An 18,746-nucleotide genomic window follows, 5' to 3' on the forward strand; every position below is an offset into this window, starting at 1 on the left:
GGTGGCGTGCGCTCTGTCACGTCAGCGGGACGCCGGTTAGGGTTCGCCCGGGCGTGCCCGCAGGACCGGTGCGAGAGGGAGGAACCGTGGGCAGACCGTCCTCGCCGAGCGGACAGGACCAGGGCTCCGCGCCGCCCGTCGACGCCCTCGCCCCCCTGCGCGGTCAGGGCCCGGCCGTCGTCGCGGTCGCCCTCGGCGGCGCGGTCGGCGCGATCGCCCGCTGGGCCGTCGGCCTCGCCCTGCCGACCCCGGCAGGCACCTTCCCGCTGGCGACGTTCCTCGTCAACGTGCTCGGCTGCTTCCTGATCGGCGTCGTCGTCGTCGCGGTCACCGAGCTCACGACGGCGCACCCGCTCGTCCGGCCGTTCCTCGCCACCGGCATCCTCGGCGGCTTCACGACCTTCTCGACCTACTCCGTCGACGCCCAGCACCTCGTTGCCGCGGGCCGCATCGGCACCGCCTTCACCTACCTCGGCGCCACACTCGCCGCCGCCGTCGTCGCCGCCTGGCTGGGGCTCGCCGCAGCCCGGTTCCTCGGCCGCCGCATGCGCCCGTCGACACCGGGCGGTACCGGATGAGCGCAGGCATCAGCGCCCTGCTCGTCGTCGCCGGCGCGGTCGTGGGGGCGCCGCTGCGCTACCTCACCGACCGGCTCGTCCAGTCCCGCCACGACACCGGCTTCCCCTGGGGAACCTTCACCGTCAACGCCACCGGCTCCTTCATCCTCGGACTGACGCTGGGCTCGGCGGCGAGCCCCGAGGTGATCGCACTCGTCGGGACGGGCTTCTGCGGGTCGCTCACCACCTACTCGACGTTCGCGTACGAGACCGTCCGGCTCGCCGCGGGCGGCAACCGGCTGTTCGCGGTGTTCAACGCCGTCGGGTCGGTCCTCGCGGGGCTGGGCGCGGCCGGGCTGGGACTCGCGCTCGGCTCCCTGATCTGAGCCGCTGCCCAGGGGGTCCTCGATCACCCGCCGCGCTCCCGGCGCCGGACCGCCCTAGCGGCTCGCGACCCGCCGGTACCGCGCCGCGGCCAACGGCAGGAAGATCGCCACGATCACCAGCGACGACAGCACCGCGTAGAGCACCGCGTTCTGTGCGGGCCACGCCGTCGACTCCGCGAAACCCGGTAGCTGCGTCGGGTTGCCGAACAGCTCCCTGCTGGCCCGAGCCACCGCGCTCACCGGGTTCCACTCCCCGAACGGCTGCAGCCAGCCCGGGAAACCCTGCACCGACACGAACGCGCTCGACACGAACGTCAACGGGAACAGCCAGATCAGGCCCGCGCTCTGCGCCACCTCGACGTTGCGCGCCACCAGCCCCACGAGCACGCCGATCCACGCCATCGCGAACGAGAACAGCAGCAGCACCCCGTAGCCGGCGAGCGCGTCGAGGAAACTGCCCCGGATCCGCCACCCCACGATCAGGCCCGTCAACGACATCACGACCAGCGTGATCACGGCTACGCCCAGGTCGGACACCGCGCGCCCGAGGACCACCGCGACCCGCGACATGGGCAGCGACCGGAACCGGTCGATGATGCCCTTGCCCAGGTCGTTGGCCATGCCGATCGTCGTGAAGAAGACGTTGAACGCCACGGTCTGCGCGAAGATGCCGGCCACCAGGAACTCCCGGTACGGCTCCCCGCCGAGGCTGCCGGCGAACACCAGCGCGAACAGCACCACGAACATGATCGGCTGCACCGTGAGGCCGATCAACGCGTCGGGCACGCGCTTCATGCCCACCCAGTTGCGCCAGGTGATGACGCTGCTGTCGCGCAGCGCCTGAGTCAGCGCGCTCACGCGCCCGCCCCCTCGTCCTTCGTGTTCCTGCGTCGGGCTCTGCGCCCCTTCTTCGGCTCCTCGACCGGCTCCTCCTCGGCGAGGTGGCCGGTGAGCTGGAGGAACACGTCGTCGAGCGTGGGCCGCTGCAGCGCGACGTCGAGCAGCTCGACGCCCTCGCCGTCGAACCGGCGCACCGCCTCGACCAGCGCCTTCGTCCCGCCCGTGACCGGCACCGCCACCCGGCGGACGTGCTCCTCGACCTGCGGCTCGGAGATCCCGACGTCGGCCAGCACCTGCTGCGCGAACGCCACCTGCTCCGGGCGGGCCACGACGACCTGCAGCCGCTCCCCCCCGACCTGCGACTTCAGCTCGTCGGCCGTGCCCGCGGCGATCGCCCGCCCCCGGTCGATCACCACGATCCGGTCGGCCAGCTGGTCGGCCTCCTCCAGGTACTGCGTGGTGAGCAGGACGGTCGCGCCGTCGGCCACCAGCTCCGAGATCATCGACCACGTGTCGAGCCGGCCGCGCGGGTCGAGCCCCGTGGTCGGCTCGTCGAGCACCACGACCTGCGGCGAGCTCACCAGCGCGCCCGCCAGGTCGAGCCGGCGGCGCATGCCACCGGAGTAGGTCTTGGACGGGCGCTCCGCGGCCTCGGTGAGCTTGAACCGCGCGAGCAGCTCTGCCGCCCGGGCCCGCGCCGCCTTCCGCGACAACCCGTACAACCGGCCCACCAGGTAGAGGTTCTCCGAACCGGTGAGGTTCTCGTCGACCGCCGCGTACTGCCCCGACAGCCCGATCGCCTTCCGGACCTGCTGGGGTTGCTCCACCACGTCGTACCCGGCGACGACGGCGCGCCCGGCGTCGGGCCGCAGCAACGTCGTGAGGATCCGGACCGTGGTGGTCTTCCCCGCGCCGTTGGGGCCCAGCAGGCCGAGGATCGTGCCCGACGGGATCTCCAGATCGACGCCGTCGAGCGCGCGCGTCGCCCCGAACGACTTGGTCAGGCCCTCGACGCGGACGGCGGTGCTCTCCATGCCGCGCAGACTAGGGGCACCCACCGACAGAAGTCGCCCGATTTGTCCGGGCGGAAGCGTGCCGACAGCCGACCGCCCGCAACCTCCCTGCTTCCCGCTCGGCGCCACGACGACCGTGAGGTTGCACCCGACCCGCGACGCGCAACCTCACCGCTGCGATCCGGCCTGCGGAGCGCAGTGCGGTTGCGCCCGGTGGCGAAGCCAGCCCACCGCACCCCCGCGCGCCGGACCGGGCCCGGCGATCCTGCGCGGCCGCCGTCAGATGAAGATCAGCTGCGAGACCGCGTAGATGACCAGCCCCGCCAACGCACCCACGACGGTGCCGTTGATCCGGATGAACTGCAGGTCGCGCCCCACCTGCAGCTCGATCTTGCGGGAGGTCTCCTCCGCGTCCCAGCGGGCCACGGTGTCGGTGATCAGCGTGGTGATCTCGCCGCGGTAGTGCCGCACGACGTAGCCGGCGGCGTCGGCGACCCAGCCGTCGATCTTGCCGCGCAGCTCCGGGTCGTTCTCCAGCCGGTGCCCGAACGACAGGATGCCGTCACGCACCCGGGTACGCAGGGCGCTGGAGGGGTCGTCGGCGGCGTCGAGGATCATCCGCTTCACGGTGCTCCACGCCTGCCCGATGAAGGCCTGCACGTCGGGGTGGTCCACGACCTGCTGCTTGATCTGCTCGGCCCGCGCGATGGTGGCCTCGTCGTTCTGCAGGTCACCCGCGAACTCGACGAGGAACGTGTCGACGGCCTTGCGCATGGGGTGCTCGGGGTCGGTCTTGACCGCCCATGCGAAGTTCTGCACCTCGGAGAAAACCTTGTCCGCCAACATCTCGTCGACGAACCGCGGCGTCCAGCCGGGGGCGCGCTCGTGGACGACGCGCAGCACCGTCGACTGGTTCGCCGTGACCCAGTCGTAGGCGCGGTCGCAGACCAGGTCGACGAGGCGGCGGTGCGAGCCGTCGGAGAGGATCCCCTCGAGGATCTTGCCGAGCGGCGGCCCGATGGGCTTCTCCAGCAGCTTGCGGACGAGGACCTGCTCGATGACGTCCTGGACGTCCTCGTCGCGCAGGACGGTGACGATGCCGCGCGCCGCCGTCGACAGTTCGGCCGTGATGCGGTCGGCGTTGGCGGGCTGGGAGACCCAGGACGCGACCCGCGAGGAGATGCCGACGCGTTCGAGCTTGTCCCGCACCACGGCCTCGGAGAGGAAGTTCTCGCCGACGAAGTCGCCGAGGCTCCCGCCGATCTGGTCCTTCTTCGTGGGGATGATCGCGGTGTGCGGGATCGGCAGCGACAGCGGCCGGCGGAACAGCGCGGTGACGGCGAACCAGTCGGCGAGCGCGCCGACCATGCCGGCCTCGCCTGCCGAGCGCATGTAGCCCCAGCCGGTGCCGACGTGGAGTTCCAGGTATCGGCCCACGAGGAAGATGATCGTGGCGCCGACGAGGAACCCGGTGGCGACAAGCTTCATCCGGCGCAGGTCGCGGCGCTTGATGTCGTCGTCGATGGGCCCGAACGCCGCCAGCGGCACGCGCGCGTCGGTGGCGCGGGGTGTGGGGGCGGGCAGCGCACGCTGCTCCTGCTCGGTCGTCACGTCTACATAGTGCCCGCGCGGCGGGTGTCGCGGCTGCCGGGGATCACCCTGGCTCTGACCGGGGCCGCCGGTGTTCCGCCGGCCCCGGTCACGCTGTGGGGGTTGGGGGCAGCGCGCCGGGGAAGAAGTGCTTCCCCGGGCGCCGCACACCCTGTGCACCCGGACGTCCCGGCGCGGAGCGACATCCGCTGCATCGGGACGCGAGCCGGGCGCGGCTCGCGGGTTCCGGTCAGGACCGGTACCGCGCTCCTCTGGCGACGGCTGCTGCGGGCCGCTGGGCACCCGGCTGCTCGTCGCCTCCTGCTGCACGCCACCGCACCGCGGCGGTGACGGCGTCGATCACAAATGCGGCGTCCGGCACGGCGTAGCCGGTGAGACCCGGGGCGACGCGCCAGTGCACCCACCCGTCGGGCCGCTCGCTCGGCGGCGCGACGACGCCGATGCCGTCGGTGTGCAGCACGACGTCGGCGTGCAGGCTCACCTCCGGCGGCAACCCGAAGCCTGCCGTCATGGGGAACCACCACGTGTCGTTCGTGGTGGCCGCCACGGGGACGACGAGCCCGCGGTCGCGCAGCGTCGCGCAGACGCGGCGGCCGAGCTCGGCCGGCACCTCCACGACGTCGAGCGCCTCACCGGTGGCCAGCAGTACGTCCGTGCCCGTCCCGGGAATCAACGGCCATCCGTGGTCCGCGTACTCGCGGGCGGCTGCCCTCAGCTCCGCGCCGTACACGGCCCGGTAGCTGTCCCACCGCGACATCGTCCGTCCTCCTGCCGATCCTCGATGTGGCGCCTGCGCGGCGCCGTCTGACATGTGGTGCAACGCAAGGATGCGTCATCGGGAACGCGAGGAAACCCCGCCGGCGGTGACCGAGCCCACTCCCGAGACGAGCGGATCATCGTGTCCGCGAACGGTTCGCGGCGACCGATCGTCGACGGGCCACCGGTCCGGGCGGGCGGGTCGGCGGCTACTCCGTTCGAGGCCCGACCGGTCGTCGTTCCGCTCGCCGGTTCCACCCGACACTGTCGTGGTGGCGACGCAACCTCGCGGCCCGACAGCCGTCGGGCGGCGGGCGGACAGCCCGGGAACGGACGATGCCGGCGTCCCGTCGGGGACACCGGCATCGTGGTGCGGCCCTCAGGGGGCCGGGTGGAGCTGGACGGTCAGATGGGGCGGACCGAGTCGGCCTGCGGGCCCTTGGCGCCCTGGCTGGCCTCGAAGTCGACCCGCTGGTTCTCCTCGAGGGTCCGGAAGCCGTCCGACTGGATGGCGGAGTAGTGGACGAAGACGTCCGGTCCGTTGTCGTCGGTGGCGATGAAGCCGAAACCCTTTTCGGCGTTGAACCACTTGACGGTGCCCTGCGGCATGCGTTTCTCCCACACGTGAAGCGAATCCGGACGACACCGTGCCGACCGGAGGCTGCGCGACACCGACATGGGAGGTTTGCTCCTCGACGTCGGCGAAGCTCACCGTCACTCTCCACGCACGCTTCACAACGATCGAGGAAAACACGACTGCAACCGCGCGGGAACCTATCACGCAAGGGTGTGATCTGCGACGACGGACGCGGTCGTCGACACGCCGCAGGTCGTCGGTCGACCCCCACCGGCCGACCGCGCGCCGGCTCCGGACCGGACCGGCGACGCCGGGTTCGGGGTCACCCCGGAGGCCGAGGAACGGGATCTTCTGGTTGTCGACCAGCGGCTTCGGCGTGAGTGTCGAGCCGGGGCCCGGCGCGTCGAGGGCGGCGGGCGTCGTAGGTCGCCGTGCCCTGGTACGCCGGACGGGGCGGGCGTGCACCCCGTTCGCGGGCGGGGACCCGGCGTACGTCGAGCACTTCGCCATGGAGCAGGCCGAGTCCTGTCCGAGCCACCTGCTTTGCGGCCGGGCGTGAGGCGCCGGATCGCGGAGAGACCGCGGTGCCACCGGTATCGCCGCCGACCGGGCGGTCTCGGCGTAGCCCGTCTCCCCTGACGGCCCGGGACGCGGGAGTGGTCGGGGCCCCGGCGCCCCGGCCGACCTTGCGCGGCACCGGCCCGCCGGTGGTCACCTGCTGCGTCGAGCCGGGCTCGAACGCCGGCACCGGACGACGGGAGATCGGTCGGCGTGTGACGGAGTGGCCTGGTCACCGATGGTGGTCACTGCCGTCACGCCGGTGACCGTAGGTCACATCGTCATCCCATCGTGGCGATCTCGCCCAACTCGTACGCCGACGGGTGATCACTACCCGATCCGGACGGCGACGACCGGCGGGTCGCGCGGCGTGCCCATCCCTTAACGGCCCCCACCCTCCTTTCGGGGGACCGCCGTCCAGGGGTTCAGATTCCATGTCGTTGCGTTCAGTGAGCATGTTCTGTGTGAATTCGCGGCGGCACCCACGAGCACCCCTGTCCGCGGACAGCACTGCGACGCATCATTTCGGCGAACTCGTCCCCCGCACTTCACTGGAGGAACAGTGCGCTCGCGTAGATTGGCCGCCTCGATCGTCGCCGTTGCGACGGGCTGCACCGCACTCGTGCTCGGCTCGGGAGTCGCCTCGGCCGCGACCGAACAGATCCCGGCCGTGCCGGCCGTGCCGGTCGTCCCCGCCGTTCCCGTCACCCCGCTCGGCTCGCTCCTCAACGGCGTCCTCGTGACGGTTCAGGGCCTCGTGCCGGGCCTCGTGGGCGGCATCGTCCCGCTGCCGGCCGTTCCTGCCGTTCCTGCCGTGCCGCTGCCCGTCGACACCCCGGACGTCGTCCCGCAGGCCGCCGACCAGCTGCCGCCGCTGCCACCCGTGCCGTCGGCCCCCGAGCTCCCGGCCGTTCCCGCTGCTCCGACCGATCTCCCGGCGGTCCCGGCCGTCCCGACCGACGTCCCCTGCGTCCCCGCCGACGTCCCGGCCGTCCCCGCGGTCCCGGCCGTTCCGGCCGCTGTCCCCGCCCTTCCCGCGGCCGTCCCCACCGACGTCCCCGCGGTGCCCTGTGTGCCCGCCGACGTCCCCGCGGCGCCGGCCGTGCCGGCGGTTCCCGCGGTGCCGACCGACGTTCCCGCGGTGCCGACCGACGTTCCCGCGGTGCCGACCGACGTTCCCGCGGTGCCGGCCGCCCCGGCCGACACCCCTGCCCTTCCGGCCGACACGCCCGCTCTGCCCGCCGACGCCGGCACTGCGAGCTGACGTTTCCCGAATTCGGGTCCCGAATTCGTCCGGGACCCGGCGGAAAGGACCGAACAGCAGGGCCGGACAGATCGGCCGTGATTCCCACGCCCCCCGATTCCGGCCGACAAACGGCCCTGAATTCCGTCCGGGTCCCGGAGAACCGGTGCGGGGTGCGACGCGTGAGCGCGCACCCCGCATCGTCATGTCGTGTCGACGATGCGGTGGCACCGGTGACGCCCTGTGAGCGTCGGGCCTCAGTCGAACGTCCCCGGGACGAGGCCCGACTCCAGGGCCCGGAAGGCCTTGTCGAGCAGGTCACGCAGATCGTCGTCGCCGGTCAGCCACGTCTCGTAGGCGGCGAGGGCGACCCCGAGGCTCGCGTGCCCCACCGTCAGCGGGACGAGCTCCTCGGGTGAGGTGCCGAGCCGAGCGGCGACGTAGTCGGCGACGACCTGGCGCCACGCGGCGTACCGCAGCGTCGAGTAGGCCTGCAAGGTCGGCGTGCCGAGGATCAGCCGCAGCCGCTGGCGGTGCCATGGCTGCTCCTCCGGCGCGACGTCGTTGAAGTCGAGTACGACCTCGCGGATTCCCGTCATGACCGGAACGTCGGGCGCGAGCGCGGCGAAGGTGGCCCGCATCCGGGTGAGCTGCTCGTCGAAGGCGCCCCACGGCACGTCGTTCTTCGAGGCGTAGTAGCGGAAGAAGGTGCGCCGGCCGATTCCGGCGGCCTGGGCGATGTCCTCGACGGTCGTGGCGTCGAAGCCACGCTCCGCGAAGAGGTCGAGCGCGATGTGCTCGATCTCGAAGCGCGACGTGACCGGCCGGCGACCCGCGCGGCGGGTCCCCTCGTCGGCGACAGCGGACATCGTCACAGCATGTCACGTGGCCCCGGAACGGATCATGCGATCCAGGCGGGAACGACGGGCTCCGCCCCGGCGACGAGGGCGTGGGCCCCGCCGGCTCCGGTGACGACGGCGGTGAAGCCGGCGTCGGCGTCGGCGACGATGCGGCGCACGACCCCGGCGGGCAGCACGACGGTGTCGCCGGGCGCGAGTGGCACGTCGTCGGCGCCGTCGAGGTGGACGGTCGCGCCGCCCGCGACGGCCCGCCAGATCTGTTCGACGTCCATGGCGTGGTCGGGCCCGCTCGCCCCGGGCCTCATCTCGACCTGCCAGAGGGCGTGACCCGCGCCGCCGAGGCTGGGTGAGGCGAACGTCGTCATGACGGCGTTGGGTGTCTCGGTGCGGCGGACCTCTCCGCTGCGTACGACCTGCATCGGAACCTCCTATGATGGACAACAACGTTGTCGAATACAGTAAATGAGGTTGTCGATGTCGTCCAGGCCCGCGGCGCACGTGCCGATGAGCGGCGCCGAGCTCGCCCTGCGGCTGCTCGCCGCCTTCCGCGACCTCGTCGACGACCTGCACACCGAGCTCGCCGACCGCGGACACCACGACGCCCGCCCCCTGCACGGTTTCGCACTGCAGGCCATCGGCCCCGACGGCGTCACGGCGGTCGAGCTCGGCGACAGGCTCGGCGTCAGCAAGCAGGCGGCGGGCAAGACGATCGACGCCCTCGTCGACCGCGGCTACGCCCGCCGCGACGGCGACCCGGGCGACGCCCGTCGCAAGATCGTGACGATCACCCCGCGCGGCCACGAGATGCTCGCCCTGTCCGCGGAGATCTTCGAGCGCCTCCGCGACGCCCGGGCCGCCGGCATCGGCGACGACATGCCCGCCTTCGAGACGGCCCTCCGCGCCCTGGCCCCCGACGTCGGTTCCGGCCTCGACTCGCCCGGCTGGTTCGCCCGCTGACCGCTGTCCGGCTCAGGTCGCGGGCCAGCACTTCCCGTTGGCATACAGCGGCCGGGTGTCGACGGGCAGGCCCGGCGGCGGGTCGTACTGGAGCATCACCGGCCGCCCGGAGGTCAGCGAGTCCTCGCACGCGGTCACCCGCGCATCGGTCCCGCCGCCGATCCAGAAGGCGACGTGGGCCCTCTTCGTCGCACCCCACTCCTCGATGCAGGGCGCGCAGTCGTCCTCCATGACGAAGTAGCGCTGCAGCTTCGGCGAGTAGACGATGCCGCCCACGGGGATCTCACGGACGTCCGTGGCCATCGTGACGGGGTCGTCGAACGTGCCGCTGCCACCCGCGGTGCGGTGCCGGTCGGACGGGTACGCGATGTCGGTGCTGCCGGGCGGATCGTTGTCGACGGCCGCGTAGAACGTGACGAGCGCCTGCACCTGCGCGGCGGCATAGGTCCGGGTCGGGGCCGGCGGGGCGGCCGACGTGGCCGGGCCGCCCGGCGTGGCGGGCTGGTCACCTCCTGCCGAGCAGCCCGCGACGACCAGGCCGACGACCAGCGCCGCGACCAAGCCGCTACCGGCCCGGAGCCGGGCACGGGCCGGCCGCTGGTTCCGGGTCGAGCTCATTGCGTCATGCACCGTTCGCCGGGGTCGTCCACGACCGTCTTCCTCGCCACCGCCGTCCCCCTCTCACCGCTGCCTCCCCGCCACCACGGTCACACCCCCCACGGTCGCTTCCCCGCACCGCGGTCGCCCACACCACGATCACGGACGGGCCGGGCCGACAGTTCACACCGGGCAGGATGCCATCCGAACACACAGGTGCCGTGCACGGCCGGACGCTGCCGCGGGTCGCTGCACCCAGGGTCACCGCCGGTCGACGAGAGCCGAAGTGCCCTCATTGCTCCGTTCGGCGCACCTTACGAGAAACCATCACTTTCCGTCATGGGCGTCCGACACCGCGCCACAACTCCCTCGACCGTTCGGCGCACCGGTCCGGCATGTCCGCTCCAGGACACCGCTCCGGACGGCACGGCGCACAAGATCGCATCTAGCTGCTGTAACGCCGAGGGGTCCGGCGCCGAAATCGTCGTCGAGTGCGCTGGAGGGGCGGACTCGGGGGCGGCCCAGGCGGGGATCGAGACCGACGACGCGGGCCATCGGGCACAAGTACACATTTCGCCCAGATGAATGACCATTACTCTGTTCGGAGGCAAGTGGACGCTACTGCGCGTCGCCCTCCGAGCGAGCGCGCCCAGACACGTGGAGACGCCGTCGGCGCTCCCCAGGGCCACGAACGGAACGGAAAGTGACATGAACGGCGACACGGAACCCACGACTGCCGGGCACGGCAGCGGTCCGGTCTTCGTCGACGGCACCGGCAGGCGCCGCAAGCGTGTCAAGCGCGTCGCCTACGTCGCGGCATCGGCGTGCGCGGCCTACATGGCGGTCGTCGGCGCCAGCCTCGCCGCACACCAGGAGACGACCCTGTTCGCACTGCCCGGGTCCGGCCCGATCGCTGCGGGAGATCCCCGATCGGCCGGGATCCTCGACGCACAGCGGATTGCCGACCCCGATGTGCCGCACGCCGCGACCCCGCCGCTGGTGCCGCTGGGCACGGTGCTGGCGCGGGCGATCGCGCCGGTCGCGTCGGCGGGCGCGCTGGCCCCCGCCCCCGCAGTCGTCCCCGCGCTCGTCCCCGCGCTCGTCGCCCCACCGCCCGCCGCCCCCGTCGTACCTCCCGCGGTCCCGCCGGTCGTCGCGCCGGGAACCACGCCGCCCGCGCCACCGCCCACGGTCCCGGCCGACCCTGCACCGCCGGCCGCCGGCGAGGGCGCCCCCGACCCGACCGATCCGCCGACCGGGTCCGGGCAGACCGATCCACCGCCCCCCGACCCGGTCGACCCACCGCCGCCGGTCACCCACGAACCTCCGCCTCCCGTGACGAGCGACCCGCCGCCGCCTCCCCCGGTCACCGATCCGCCGACCACCGAGCCCGTCCCCACGTCGACCGTCGCCGAGGGCAGCCCGGCGTGAGCGCCCCCGGCCGGCTCCTCGGGCGCAGGCGCGTGCCGCGCCCGAAATGGGTGTTCCTCCTCGTCGCGATGGCGATGGTCGCATCGGTCCTCGCCCTGAACGGGCTGGTCAACCCGAAGGTCGGTACCGACGCCGAGCGGCAGGCCCCGCACGGCGCTGAGGACCGGGTGCCGCTGTCGGTGGTGCAGGGCGGCTCGGTCGTCGACACCACCGGCGGCAGGCTCCGCAGTCTCGGCTACCCGTCGAAGACACTCGCGCTGACCTTCGACGACGGCCCCGATCCCGAGTGGACGCCGCAGATCCTCGACGTCCTGGAGCGCAACAACGTCCCCGGCACGTTCTTCGTCCTCGGGTCGCTCGGTGCCCAGCACCCCGAGCTGCTGCGCGACATCGTCGCGTCCGGCTCGGAGATCGGCCTGCACACCTTCACCCACCCCGACCTGACGACGGTCTCACCGGCCCGGATGGCCCGTGAGCTGAGCCAGACCCAGCTCGCGATCGCCGGAGCCACCGGGCAGGTCAGCTACCTCGTCCGACCGCCGTACTCCTCCGAGGTCACCGCGCTGGACAACAGCCAGTTCGACATCGTCCGCGAGCTCGGCGACCAGGGCTTCGTCACGGCCTTCACCGACGTCGACAGCCGCGACTGGGAGCGCAAGGGCGTCGACGCGATCGTCGCGGCCTCGACGCCCGCCAACGGGGCCGGCGGCGCCGTCCTCATGCACGACGCCGGTGGCGACCGCTCGGAGACCGTCGCCGCGCTCGACGTCCTCATCCCCGAGCTCAAGGCGCAGGGCTACACGTTCACGACCGTCAGCAAGGGCGTCGGGCTCCCACCGGCCGACCAGCCCGCATCGGCGAGCGACCACAACCTCGGCCTCGGTCTGGTGACGGGCGTCGGGGTGGCCACGTGGATCGTCCGGCTGATGGAGCTGGCCCTGCTCGTGCTGGGCCTGCTCGTCATCGCCCGGCTCGTGCTGGTCCTGGGTGTCGCCGTGGTGCACGCGCGACGGTCCCGGCGCGCGGCGCGGACCCCCTCGGTGACGCCGGTGACCACACCGGTCTCGGTCGTCGTGCCCGCCTACAACGAGAAGGAGTGCATCGCCGCGACCCTGCGCTCCGTCGCGGCGAGCGACCATCCCGTCGAGATCATCGTCGTCGACGACGGCTCCACCGACGGCACCGCCGACATCGTCGAGGCCCTGGCCATCCCCGGCGTGCGGCTGATCCGGCAGGCCAACGCCGGCAAGCCCGCCGCGCTGAACACCGGGGTCCGGGCGGCGATGCACGACATCGTCGTGATGCTCGACGGCGACACGATCTTCGAGCGCGACACCGTCCGTCTCCTGGCCCAGCCGTTCATCGACCCGCAGGTCGGGGCCGTCGCCGGCAACGCCAAGGTCGCGAACCGCACGAGCCTCGTCACGCGCTGGCAGCACATCGAGTACGTGATCGGCTTCAACCTCGACCGCCGCATGCAGGACGTCTTCGGCTGCATCACCACGGTCCCCGGCGCGGTCGGGGCGTTCCGCCGGACCGCCCTGCTCGACGTCGGCGGGGTCTCCGACGACACGCTCGCCGAGGACACCGATCTGACCATGGCCCTCGGGATCGCCGGGTGGCGCGTCGTCTACGAGGAGCGGGCCCGGGCCTGGACCGAGGCGCCCTCGACGTTCGGGCAGCTGTGGCGGCAGCGCTACCGCTGGAGCTACGGCACGATCCAGTCCCTGTGGAAGCACCGCCGCGCCGTCGGCGGGACCGGTGCGTCGGGTCGCTACGCCCGCCGTGGGCTGCTCAACGTCGGCATCTTCCAGGTGGCGCTGCCGCTGATCGCGCCGCTGATCGACATCCTGCTCGTCTACGGCCTGATCTTCGACGACGTCGTGCGCACCCTCACCGTCTGGGTCGCGGTGCTGGCTGCGCAGACGCTCGCCGCCGTCGTCGCGTTCCGGCTCGAGCGCGAGAAGGCGGCCATCCTGTGGCTGCTGCCCCTGCAGCAGTTCGCCTACCGGCAGCTGATGTACGCCGTGCTCATCCAGTCGGTCTCGACGGCCGTCACCGGCATCCGGCTGGGCTGGCAGAAGCTGCGCAGGCTCGGCCAGTTCGAGACCGTCCCGACCGAGGACCGGGAACGCGCGCTGGCCGCGGGTCCCGTGGAGCAGCCCACCGGGCGGCCCGCATAGCCCCGCCACGGCCGATGCACACTCTTTACCCCGTCCGGCGTAACCATCATTGATCGGTCACCCTCCGGCGCGAGCCTCACATGCCTTCCCAGGCAACCTCCAGGGCTCCCGAACGTCCCACGCGGGAGCGGTCCGACCGTTCGCCCTGGAAGGACAGCCGCCCGCAGAGGCGGTCTCTACCTGCCGTAACGTCGAATGGTGAGGACGCGACATCTCCACGGACCCGACAGCCAGGCGGGCTCCACGATCACGCGAGGACCGACGTTCCACGGTGCTCGGGAGATCACCCTATATCAGCCGAAATCGCCCGAAAACGGGCGTCAATACCCTGACCGGAGGCAATCAGTGCCACGGAGCGTGGTCACTGCGGGTCTTGTCGGTATGGCGCTGCTCGTCGGCGCCCTGACCGGATGCTCCTCCGGATCGCCGCCGCCCACCGTCACCGCCGGCACGTCGTCACCGCTGCCCGCCGGCGCCGCCGTGACCCCCTACGTCGACGTCTCGGCCTCGACGCCCCCGATCACCGCCATGTCCGACGCGGGAGCGGGAAACGACGTCGCGCTGGCCTTCGGGCTCGCGACCGACGGCGACTGCGCACCCTCCTGGGGCGGCCTCGTCGCCGTCGACGACCCTGCCCTCCTCGCCCAGCTCGACCGGCTGCGCGACCGCGGCGGCAGGGTGACCGCGGCGACCGGCGGGGCGACCGGCGAGTACCTCGAGAACGCGTGCACGACGTCGACCGACCTCGCCGACGCCTACGGGACACTCCTCGACGCGGTGCGTTCCACCCGTCTCGACGTCGACATCGAGGCCGACGTGGACGTCGACCGGGTCGCCGACGCGCTGCACACCCTGCAGGCCGGCCGCGACGTCGACGTGAGCCTCACCCTGCAGGTCTCGGACGCCACCCGCGGGCTCGACTCCCGGGCGCTCACTGTCGCTCGCGCCGTCGCCGCCGCCGGGGTGCGGTTCGAGGTCAACGCGATGGTCATGAACTTCCGCTACGACGGCTCGTGGCTGCAGGCCATGACCGACGCCACCGGCGCCGTCCGCGCCCAGGTCGACGCGATCACGCCGAGGCCCGAGGGTCTCGCGGTCACCGTGATGATCGGCCGCAACGACACCGGCCCCGTCACCACGCTCGACGACGCCCGCACCCTCGCCTCGACGCTGCCCGGCCTCGGGGTCCACGACGTGCGGCTGTGGTCGCTCACCCGCGACAACGGCGGCTGCCCCGGCGCGACCGGAGCCCGCTACGACTGCAGCGGGGTCGAGCAGCCGGACTTCGCCTTCACCAAGCTCTTCCGGGACGCCGCGAGTGCTCCCACGGCCATGAACGGACGGAACGGGTCATGAACGACGTGGAGTCGACCGTTGTCCTCCCGACGGTCGGTGGCGCCGCCGACGGGTCCGCCGTGGAGGCGACCACTGTCATCCGGCCGGGCGGCCCCGTGTTCGTCGACGGGACCGGCAGGCGCCGCCGGCGCATCAAGGTCGCCGCCTATGTCGGCGGCACGGTGTGCGCCCTCTACATGGGCGTCGTCGGCGTGAGCCTCGCCGCGCACCAGGAGACACCGCTGTTGCCGCTGCCCGGGCTGGGCACCGTCGCCGGCGGCGACCCCGGGACCGCCGGGATCCTGGAGGCGCACGACGGCGAGGCACAGCCCACCCGGGCGCCGGCGAAGCCCGTCGCCCCGCTGGGCGAGGGTGTGCAGCGGGCTGTGGCACCGACGGCCTCGACCGCGCCCTCGGCCTCGGCACCGCCGACGACCTCGAGCGCACCGACGACCACCCGTCGCGGCCGCGGTGCCGGTGGCACCGAGGGCGGCACGACCGGGGGCGGCACCACGGGAGGCGGCAGCACCGGAGGCGGCACGACCGGGGGCGGCACCGGGGGCGGCGGCACCGGAGGCGGCACCGGAACAGGAACGGGCACCGGCCCCACGGCGGCGTCGTGAGCAGCCCCGAACGCGCATCCCGCCGCGGGCGCATCCCCAAGCCCAAATGGTTCCTGCTGGCGATCGCGGTCGCGATGATCGCGTCCGTCCTCGCCCTCAACGGCTGGGTCAACCCGAAGGTCGGGGCGGACGCCGACCGGCAGGCGCCGCGCGCCGCCGTCGACAAGGTGCCCGCGTCCGTCCTCGACGGCGGCTCGGTCGTGGACGCGACGAACGGCCAGATCCACGGCATCGGCTACCCGTCGAAGACGGTGGCGCTCACGTTCGACGACGGCCCCGACCCGACGTGGACGCCGCAGATCCTCGACGTGCTGGAGCGCAACAACGTCCCGGGGACGTTCTTCGTACTCGGATCGCTGGGCGCCCAGCACCCGGACCTGTTGCGCGACATGGTCGACCAGGGTTCCGAGATCGGCATCCACACGTTCACCCACCCCGACCTGACGACGGTGTCGCAGGACCGGCTCACACGCGAGATCGACCAGACCCAGCTCGTCATCGCGGGCGCGACCGGGCAGGTCAGCTATCTCATCCGGCCGCCGTACTCGTCGGAGACGCTGGCCCTGGACAACAACCAGTTCGAGGTCGTGCGCCAGCTCGGCGACCGCGGTCTCGTCGCCGCGTTCACCGACATCGACACGTTCGACTGGGAGCGCAAGGGCGTCGACTCGATCGTGGCCGCGGGCACGCCGAAGAACGGCGCGGGCGGCGCGATCCTGATGCACGACGCCGGCGGCGACCGCTCGGAGACCGTCGCCGCGCTGGAGCGGCTGATCCCCGAACTGAAGGCGCAGGGCTACACGTTCACGACCGTCAGCAAGGGCGTCGGGCTCCCACCCGCCGACCAGGCGGCGTCGACGAGCGACCGCAACCTCGGCTGGGGCCTGGTCACGAGCGTCAGCGTCGCGACCTGGTTCGTGCGCATGTTCGAGATCGCGCTGCTGGTGCTGGGGCTCCTCGTGATCGCACGGCTCGTGTTGATCCTGGCCGTCGCGATCGTCCACACGCGACGCGCCCGCCGCGCCGTCACGACCCCGACGCTGCCGCCCGTCACCGATCCCGTGTCGGTGATCATCCCTGCCTACAACGAGAAGGAGTGCATCGCCGCGACCCTGCGCTCCGTCGCGGCGAGCGACCATCCCGTCGAGATCATCGTCGTCGACGACGGCTCCACCGACGGCACCGCCGACATCGTCGAGGCCCTGGCCATCCCCGGCGTGCGGCTGATCCGGCAGGCCAACGCCGGCAAGCCCGCCGCGCTGAACAACGGGGTCCGCGCGGCCTCGTATGACATCGTGATCATGCTCGACGGTGACACGATCTTCGAGCCGGACACCGCGCGGCTGCTCGCCCAGCCGTTCGCCGACCCGAAGGTGGGCGCGGTGGCGGGCAACGCGAAGGTTGCGAACCGCACGAGCCTGGTGACGCGCTGGCAGCACATCGAGTACGTGATCGGCTTCAACCTCGACCGCCGCATGCAGGACGTCTTCGGCTGCATCACGACGGTCCCCGGCGCGGTCGGGGCGTTCCGCCGGACGGCCCTGCTCGCTGTCGGCAGCGTCAGTGACGACACGCTCGCCGAGGACACCGACCTGACCATGGCCCTCGGGATCGCCGGGTGGCGCGTCGTCTACGAGGAGCGGGCCCGGGCCTGGACCGAGGCACCGTCGACGTTCGGGCAGCTGTGGCGGCAGCGCTACCGCTGGAGCTACGGCACGATCCAGTCGCTGTGGAAGCACCGCGGCGCGCTGCGCAACCGCGGCGCGGCCGGCCGGTACGCCCGGCGGGGACTGCTCAACCTCGGCGTGTTCCAGGTGGCACTGCCGCTGATCGCGCCGCTGATCGACATCCTGCTCGTCTACGGCCTGATCTTCGACGACACCGTCCGCACGCTCGTGCTGTGGGGCTCGGTCCTGGCCATCCAGACGGTGGCGGGCATCGTCGCGTTCCGGCTGGAGCGCGAGAAGATGCGCATCCTGTGGCTGCTCCCGCTGCAACAGTTCGTGTACCGCCAACTCATGTACGCGGTGCTGATCCAGTCGGTGTCGGCGGCGCTCACGGGTATCCGGCTGGGCTGGCAGAAGCTGCGCCGCATCGGACGCTTCGAGAACGTGCCGACGCAGAACCGCGACGGCGCCGTCTCCAACGTCGTGGCTCCGGTGCGGCCCGCGGCGATTCCGTCCCTCCCGGACCCGCGTCGACCCACGCCCACCGGCGCGCACCGGCGGCCCGCACCGGTGCCGCACCCCCGGCACCGTCGCGCCGACGCCGCGCCCATGACCTCGGTGATCCCCGCGATGCGGCGGTCACCGGCGGAGCTGCCGACGACCAGGCTCCCGGTGGTCCCGGCCGCCCGGACCTTCGCCGACGCCGAGCAGGGCACCGTCGAGGTGCGCAGCCCGCGCGCGCCGGAGCGCGGAACGCCGGTCGGGGTGGGCGGTCAGCCGGAGAAGCAGCGTCCGCCGGAGTAGAGCGGGTTCGACGACACGGCCCTGCCGGCCGGTGGGTTCAGCTCGACGGTGACGCGCCCGCCGGGCGTCAGCTTCTCCTGGCAGGCCGTGACGTTGTCGTCGTTCCCGTTGGGCATGAACAGGTCCAGGTGGGGGATCTTGCCGCTGCCCCAGTCGGAGATGCACTGGGCGCAGTCGTCCTCCATCACGAAGTACTTCTTCACGAACGGGACGTAGACGATCGTGCCGAGGGCGATCTCCCGGGTGTCACTCGCGAGGGTCAGTGGATCGGCGTACGTGCCGGTGCCGCCCGCCTGCGAGTGGCGTGCGTTGGGGTGGGCGATCGCGCGGCTGCCCGGCGGGTCGTTGTCGTAGGCCGAGTAGAAGGTGATCTCGGTGCTGAACGGCCTGCCCGCGGGCCCGACCGGCGCTGCCGGCGCCGCCGGGGCCGTCGTCCGCGGCCGCGTCACCGGGGGCGCGGACGTCGTGCTGCGGGTCGCGGACGCCGTCCCGGTGACCGACGTCGTGGGCGGCGGTGGGGGGGCCGTGGTCACCGCCGTGGTCACCGCGGAGGACGGGACCGCCGGCAGGGGGAGCTCCTCGGACCCGCAGGCCACGGCCAGGAGCAGGGCACATGCCAGCACGACGACCCGTGCGGCGGCCGGGCCGGCACGATGGCGTCGACGTCCGTCTGCTCCCGTCATCGCGACCGATCCAACCAGGTCGTCCGCAGCGCCCATCACCCGATAGGGGGTCAGCGCCGGGGCAC

At 72.6% G+C, this 18,746-nt stretch carries 18 protein-coding genes; 9 read left to right on the forward strand and 9 right to left on the reverse strand.

Annotated elements, in window-relative coordinates:
- Positions 1 to 86: 86 nt before the first annotated feature.
- Positions 87 to 578: a fluoride efflux transporter CrcB gene (gene crcB / locus AB7F12_RS23560; protein WP_428498212.1), complete on the forward strand. Its 492-nt coding sequence runs from the start codon at positions 87 to 89 to the stop codon at positions 576 to 578.
- Positions 575 to 943 carry a fluoride efflux transporter FluC gene (locus AB7F12_RS23565; protein WP_428498213.1) on the forward strand — a complete coding sequence of 123 codons (369 nt, stop codon included), beginning with the start codon at positions 575 to 577 and terminating at the stop codon, positions 941 to 943. The genes crcB and AB7F12_RS23565 overlap by 4 nt, the downstream gene beginning before the upstream one ends.
- 54 nt (positions 944 to 997) lie before the next feature.
- Here AB7F12_RS23565 and AB7F12_RS23570 read toward each other — a convergent pair whose 3' ends face one another.
- The 5 genes from AB7F12_RS23570 to AB7F12_RS23590 all read right to left on the reverse strand — a co-directional run bounded on the left by AB7F12_RS23570 (position 998) and on the right by AB7F12_RS23590 (position 5,772).
- Positions 998 to 1,801 (reverse strand): ABC transporter permease, encoded by an 804-nt coding sequence (locus AB7F12_RS23570; RefSeq protein WP_428498214.1) that lies wholly within the window; start codon positions 1,799 to 1,801, stop codon positions 998 to 1,000.
- Complete coding sequence (locus tag AB7F12_RS23575) at positions 1,798 to 2,817, reverse strand: ATP-binding cassette domain-containing protein (protein WP_428498215.1); 1,020 nt, start codon at positions 2,815 to 2,817, stop codon at positions 1,798 to 1,800. Before AB7F12_RS23575 ends, AB7F12_RS23570 begins: the two co-directional genes overlap by 4 nt.
- Before the next feature lie 258 nt (positions 2,818 to 3,075).
- Positions 3,076 to 4,284: a DUF445 domain-containing protein gene (locus AB7F12_RS23580; RefSeq protein ID WP_428498239.1), complete on the reverse strand. Its 1,209-nt coding sequence runs from the start codon at positions 4,282 to 4,284 to the stop codon at positions 3,076 to 3,078.
- Positions 4,285 to 4,636: 352 nt separating this feature from the next.
- Positions 4,637 to 5,164, reverse strand: coding sequence for a bifunctional DNA primase/polymerase (locus AB7F12_RS23585; RefSeq protein ID WP_428498216.1), 528 nt, complete (start codon positions 5,162 to 5,164; stop codon positions 4,637 to 4,639).
- A gap of 404 nt (positions 5,165 to 5,568) precedes the next feature.
- The gene (locus AB7F12_RS23590) at positions 5,569 to 5,772 is read right to left on the reverse strand and encodes a cold-shock protein (protein ID WP_098961216.1); all 204 of its coding nucleotides are present in this window, start codon (positions 5,770 to 5,772) and stop codon (positions 5,569 to 5,571) included.
- A 1,103-nt stretch (positions 5,773 to 6,875) separates the two neighbouring features.
- On the opposite strand from AB7F12_RS23590, the gene AB7F12_RS23595 reads away from it, so the two are divergent.
- A complete protein-coding gene (locus tag AB7F12_RS23595; RefSeq protein WP_428498217.1) occupies positions 6,876 to 7,562 on the forward strand; it encodes a hypothetical protein in 687 nt (228 codons plus the stop codon).
- A gap of 236 nt (positions 7,563 to 7,798) precedes the next feature.
- Here the strand turns inward: AB7F12_RS23595 and mftR are convergent, their stop codons facing one another.
- Positions 7,799 to 8,410, reverse strand: a complete 612-nt coding sequence (mftR, locus tag AB7F12_RS23600) for a mycofactocin system transcriptional regulator (RefSeq protein ID WP_428498218.1) — start codon at positions 8,408 to 8,410, stop codon at positions 7,799 to 7,801.
- Positions 8,411 to 8,442: 32 nt separating this feature from the next.
- Positions 8,443 to 8,820, reverse strand: a complete 378-nt coding sequence (locus AB7F12_RS23605) for a cupin domain-containing protein (protein WP_428498219.1) — start codon at positions 8,818 to 8,820, stop codon at positions 8,443 to 8,445.
- A gap of 55 nt (positions 8,821 to 8,875) precedes the next feature.
- On the opposite strand from AB7F12_RS23605, the gene AB7F12_RS23610 reads away from it, so the two are divergent.
- The gene (locus tag AB7F12_RS23610; RefSeq protein ID WP_428498220.1) at positions 8,876 to 9,358 is read left to right on the forward strand and encodes a MarR family winged helix-turn-helix transcriptional regulator; all 483 of its coding nucleotides are present in this window, start codon (positions 8,876 to 8,878) and stop codon (positions 9,356 to 9,358) included.
- A gap of 12 nt (positions 9,359 to 9,370) precedes the next feature.
- On the opposite strand, the gene AB7F12_RS23615 is transcribed toward AB7F12_RS23610, so the two are convergent.
- Positions 9,371 to 9,976, reverse strand: a complete 606-nt coding sequence (locus AB7F12_RS23615) for a hypothetical protein (RefSeq protein WP_428498221.1) — start codon at positions 9,974 to 9,976, stop codon at positions 9,371 to 9,373.
- A 687-nt stretch (positions 9,977 to 10,663) separates the two neighbouring features.
- Here AB7F12_RS23615 and AB7F12_RS23620 point away from each other — a divergent pair.
- The 5 genes from AB7F12_RS23620 to AB7F12_RS23640 all read left to right on the forward strand — a co-directional run bounded on the left by AB7F12_RS23620 (position 10,664) and on the right by AB7F12_RS23640 (position 17,998).
- Positions 10,664 to 11,386 (forward strand): hypothetical protein, encoded by a 723-nt coding sequence (locus AB7F12_RS23620; protein ID WP_428498222.1) that lies wholly within the window; start codon positions 10,664 to 10,666, stop codon positions 11,384 to 11,386.
- On the forward strand, positions 11,383 to 13,569 hold the full coding sequence (locus AB7F12_RS23625; protein WP_428498223.1) for a bifunctional polysaccharide deacetylase/glycosyltransferase family 2 protein: 2,187 nt from the start codon (positions 11,383 to 11,385) through the stop codon (positions 13,567 to 13,569). Before AB7F12_RS23620 ends, AB7F12_RS23625 begins: the two co-directional genes overlap by 4 nt.
- Before the next feature lie 381 nt (positions 13,570 to 13,950).
- Entirely contained in the window at positions 13,951 to 14,925 is a 975-nt protein-coding gene (locus AB7F12_RS23630) for a carbohydrate-binding protein CenC (RefSeq protein WP_428498224.1), read from the forward strand.
- A complete protein-coding gene (locus AB7F12_RS23635) occupies positions 14,922 to 15,527 on the forward strand; it encodes a hypothetical protein (RefSeq protein WP_428498225.1) in 606 nt (201 codons plus the stop codon). Before AB7F12_RS23630 ends, AB7F12_RS23635 begins: the two co-directional genes overlap by 4 nt.
- A complete protein-coding gene (locus tag AB7F12_RS23640) occupies positions 15,524 to 17,998 on the forward strand; it encodes a glycosyltransferase (RefSeq protein WP_428498226.1) in 2,475 nt (824 codons plus the stop codon). Before AB7F12_RS23635 ends, AB7F12_RS23640 begins: the two co-directional genes overlap by 4 nt.
- Here the strand turns inward: AB7F12_RS23640 and AB7F12_RS23645 are convergent.
- The gene (locus AB7F12_RS23645; RefSeq protein WP_428517998.1) at positions 17,968 to 18,681 is read right to left on the reverse strand and encodes a hypothetical protein; all 714 of its coding nucleotides are present in this window, start codon (positions 18,679 to 18,681) and stop codon (positions 17,968 to 17,970) included. The genes AB7F12_RS23640 and AB7F12_RS23645 overlap by 31 nt on opposite strands.
- Positions 18,682 to 18,746 lie beyond the last annotated feature (65 nt).

The sequence above is a fragment of the Pseudonocardia sp. genome, from assembly GCF_050250275.1.
Classification (GTDB): domain Bacteria; phylum Actinomycetota; class Actinomycetes; order Mycobacteriales; family Pseudonocardiaceae; genus Pseudonocardia.

What these genes read in the sequence shown, in the direction of transcription:
- AB7F12_RS23605 (WP_428498219.1), bottom strand. Translation starts at nt 8,820, where the DNA reads ATGCAGGTCGTACGCAGCGGAGAGGTCCGCCGCACCGAGACACCCAAC.
- AB7F12_RS23590 (WP_098961216.1), bottom strand. Translation starts at nt 5,772, where the DNA reads ATGCCGCAGGGCACCGTCAAGTGGTTCAACGCCGAAAAGGGTTTCGGC.
- AB7F12_RS23620 (WP_428498222.1), top strand. Translation starts at nt 10,664, where the DNA reads ATGAACGGCGACACGGAACCCACGACTGCCGGGCACGGCAGCGGTCCG.
- AB7F12_RS23565 (WP_428498213.1), top strand. Translation starts at nt 575, where the DNA reads ATGAGCGCAGGCATCAGCGCCCTGCTCGTCGTCGCCGGCGCGGTCGTG.
- AB7F12_RS23585 (WP_428498216.1), bottom strand. Translation starts at nt 5,164, where the DNA reads ATGTCGCGGTGGGACAGCTACCGGGCCGTGTACGGCGCGGAGCTGAGG.
- AB7F12_RS23610 (WP_428498220.1), top strand. Translation starts at nt 8,876, where the DNA reads ATGTCGTCCAGGCCCGCGGCGCACGTGCCGATGAGCGGCGCCGAGCTC.
- AB7F12_RS23580 (WP_428498239.1), bottom strand. Translation starts at nt 4,284, where the DNA reads ATGAAGCTTGTCGCCACCGGGTTCCTCGTCGGCGCCACGATCATCTTC.
- mftR (WP_428498218.1), bottom strand. Translation starts at nt 8,410, where the DNA reads ATGTCCGCTGTCGCCGACGAGGGGACCCGCCGCGCGGGTCGCCGGCCG.
- AB7F12_RS23635 (WP_428498225.1), top strand. Translation starts at nt 14,922, where the DNA reads ATGAACGACGTGGAGTCGACCGTTGTCCTCCCGACGGTCGGTGGCGCC.
- AB7F12_RS23630 (WP_428498224.1), top strand. Translation starts at nt 13,951, where the DNA reads ATGGCGCTGCTCGTCGGCGCCCTGACCGGATGCTCCTCCGGATCGCCG.
- AB7F12_RS23615 (WP_428498221.1), bottom strand. Translation starts at nt 9,976, where the DNA reads ATGAGCTCGACCCGGAACCAGCGGCCGGCCCGTGCCCGGCTCCGGGCC.
- AB7F12_RS23575 (WP_428498215.1), bottom strand. Translation starts at nt 2,817, where the DNA reads ATGGAGAGCACCGCCGTCCGCGTCGAGGGCCTGACCAAGTCGTTCGGG.
- AB7F12_RS23645 (WP_428517998.1), bottom strand. Translation starts at nt 18,681, where the DNA reads ATGACGGGAGCAGACGGACGTCGACGCCATCGTGCCGGCCCGGCCGCC.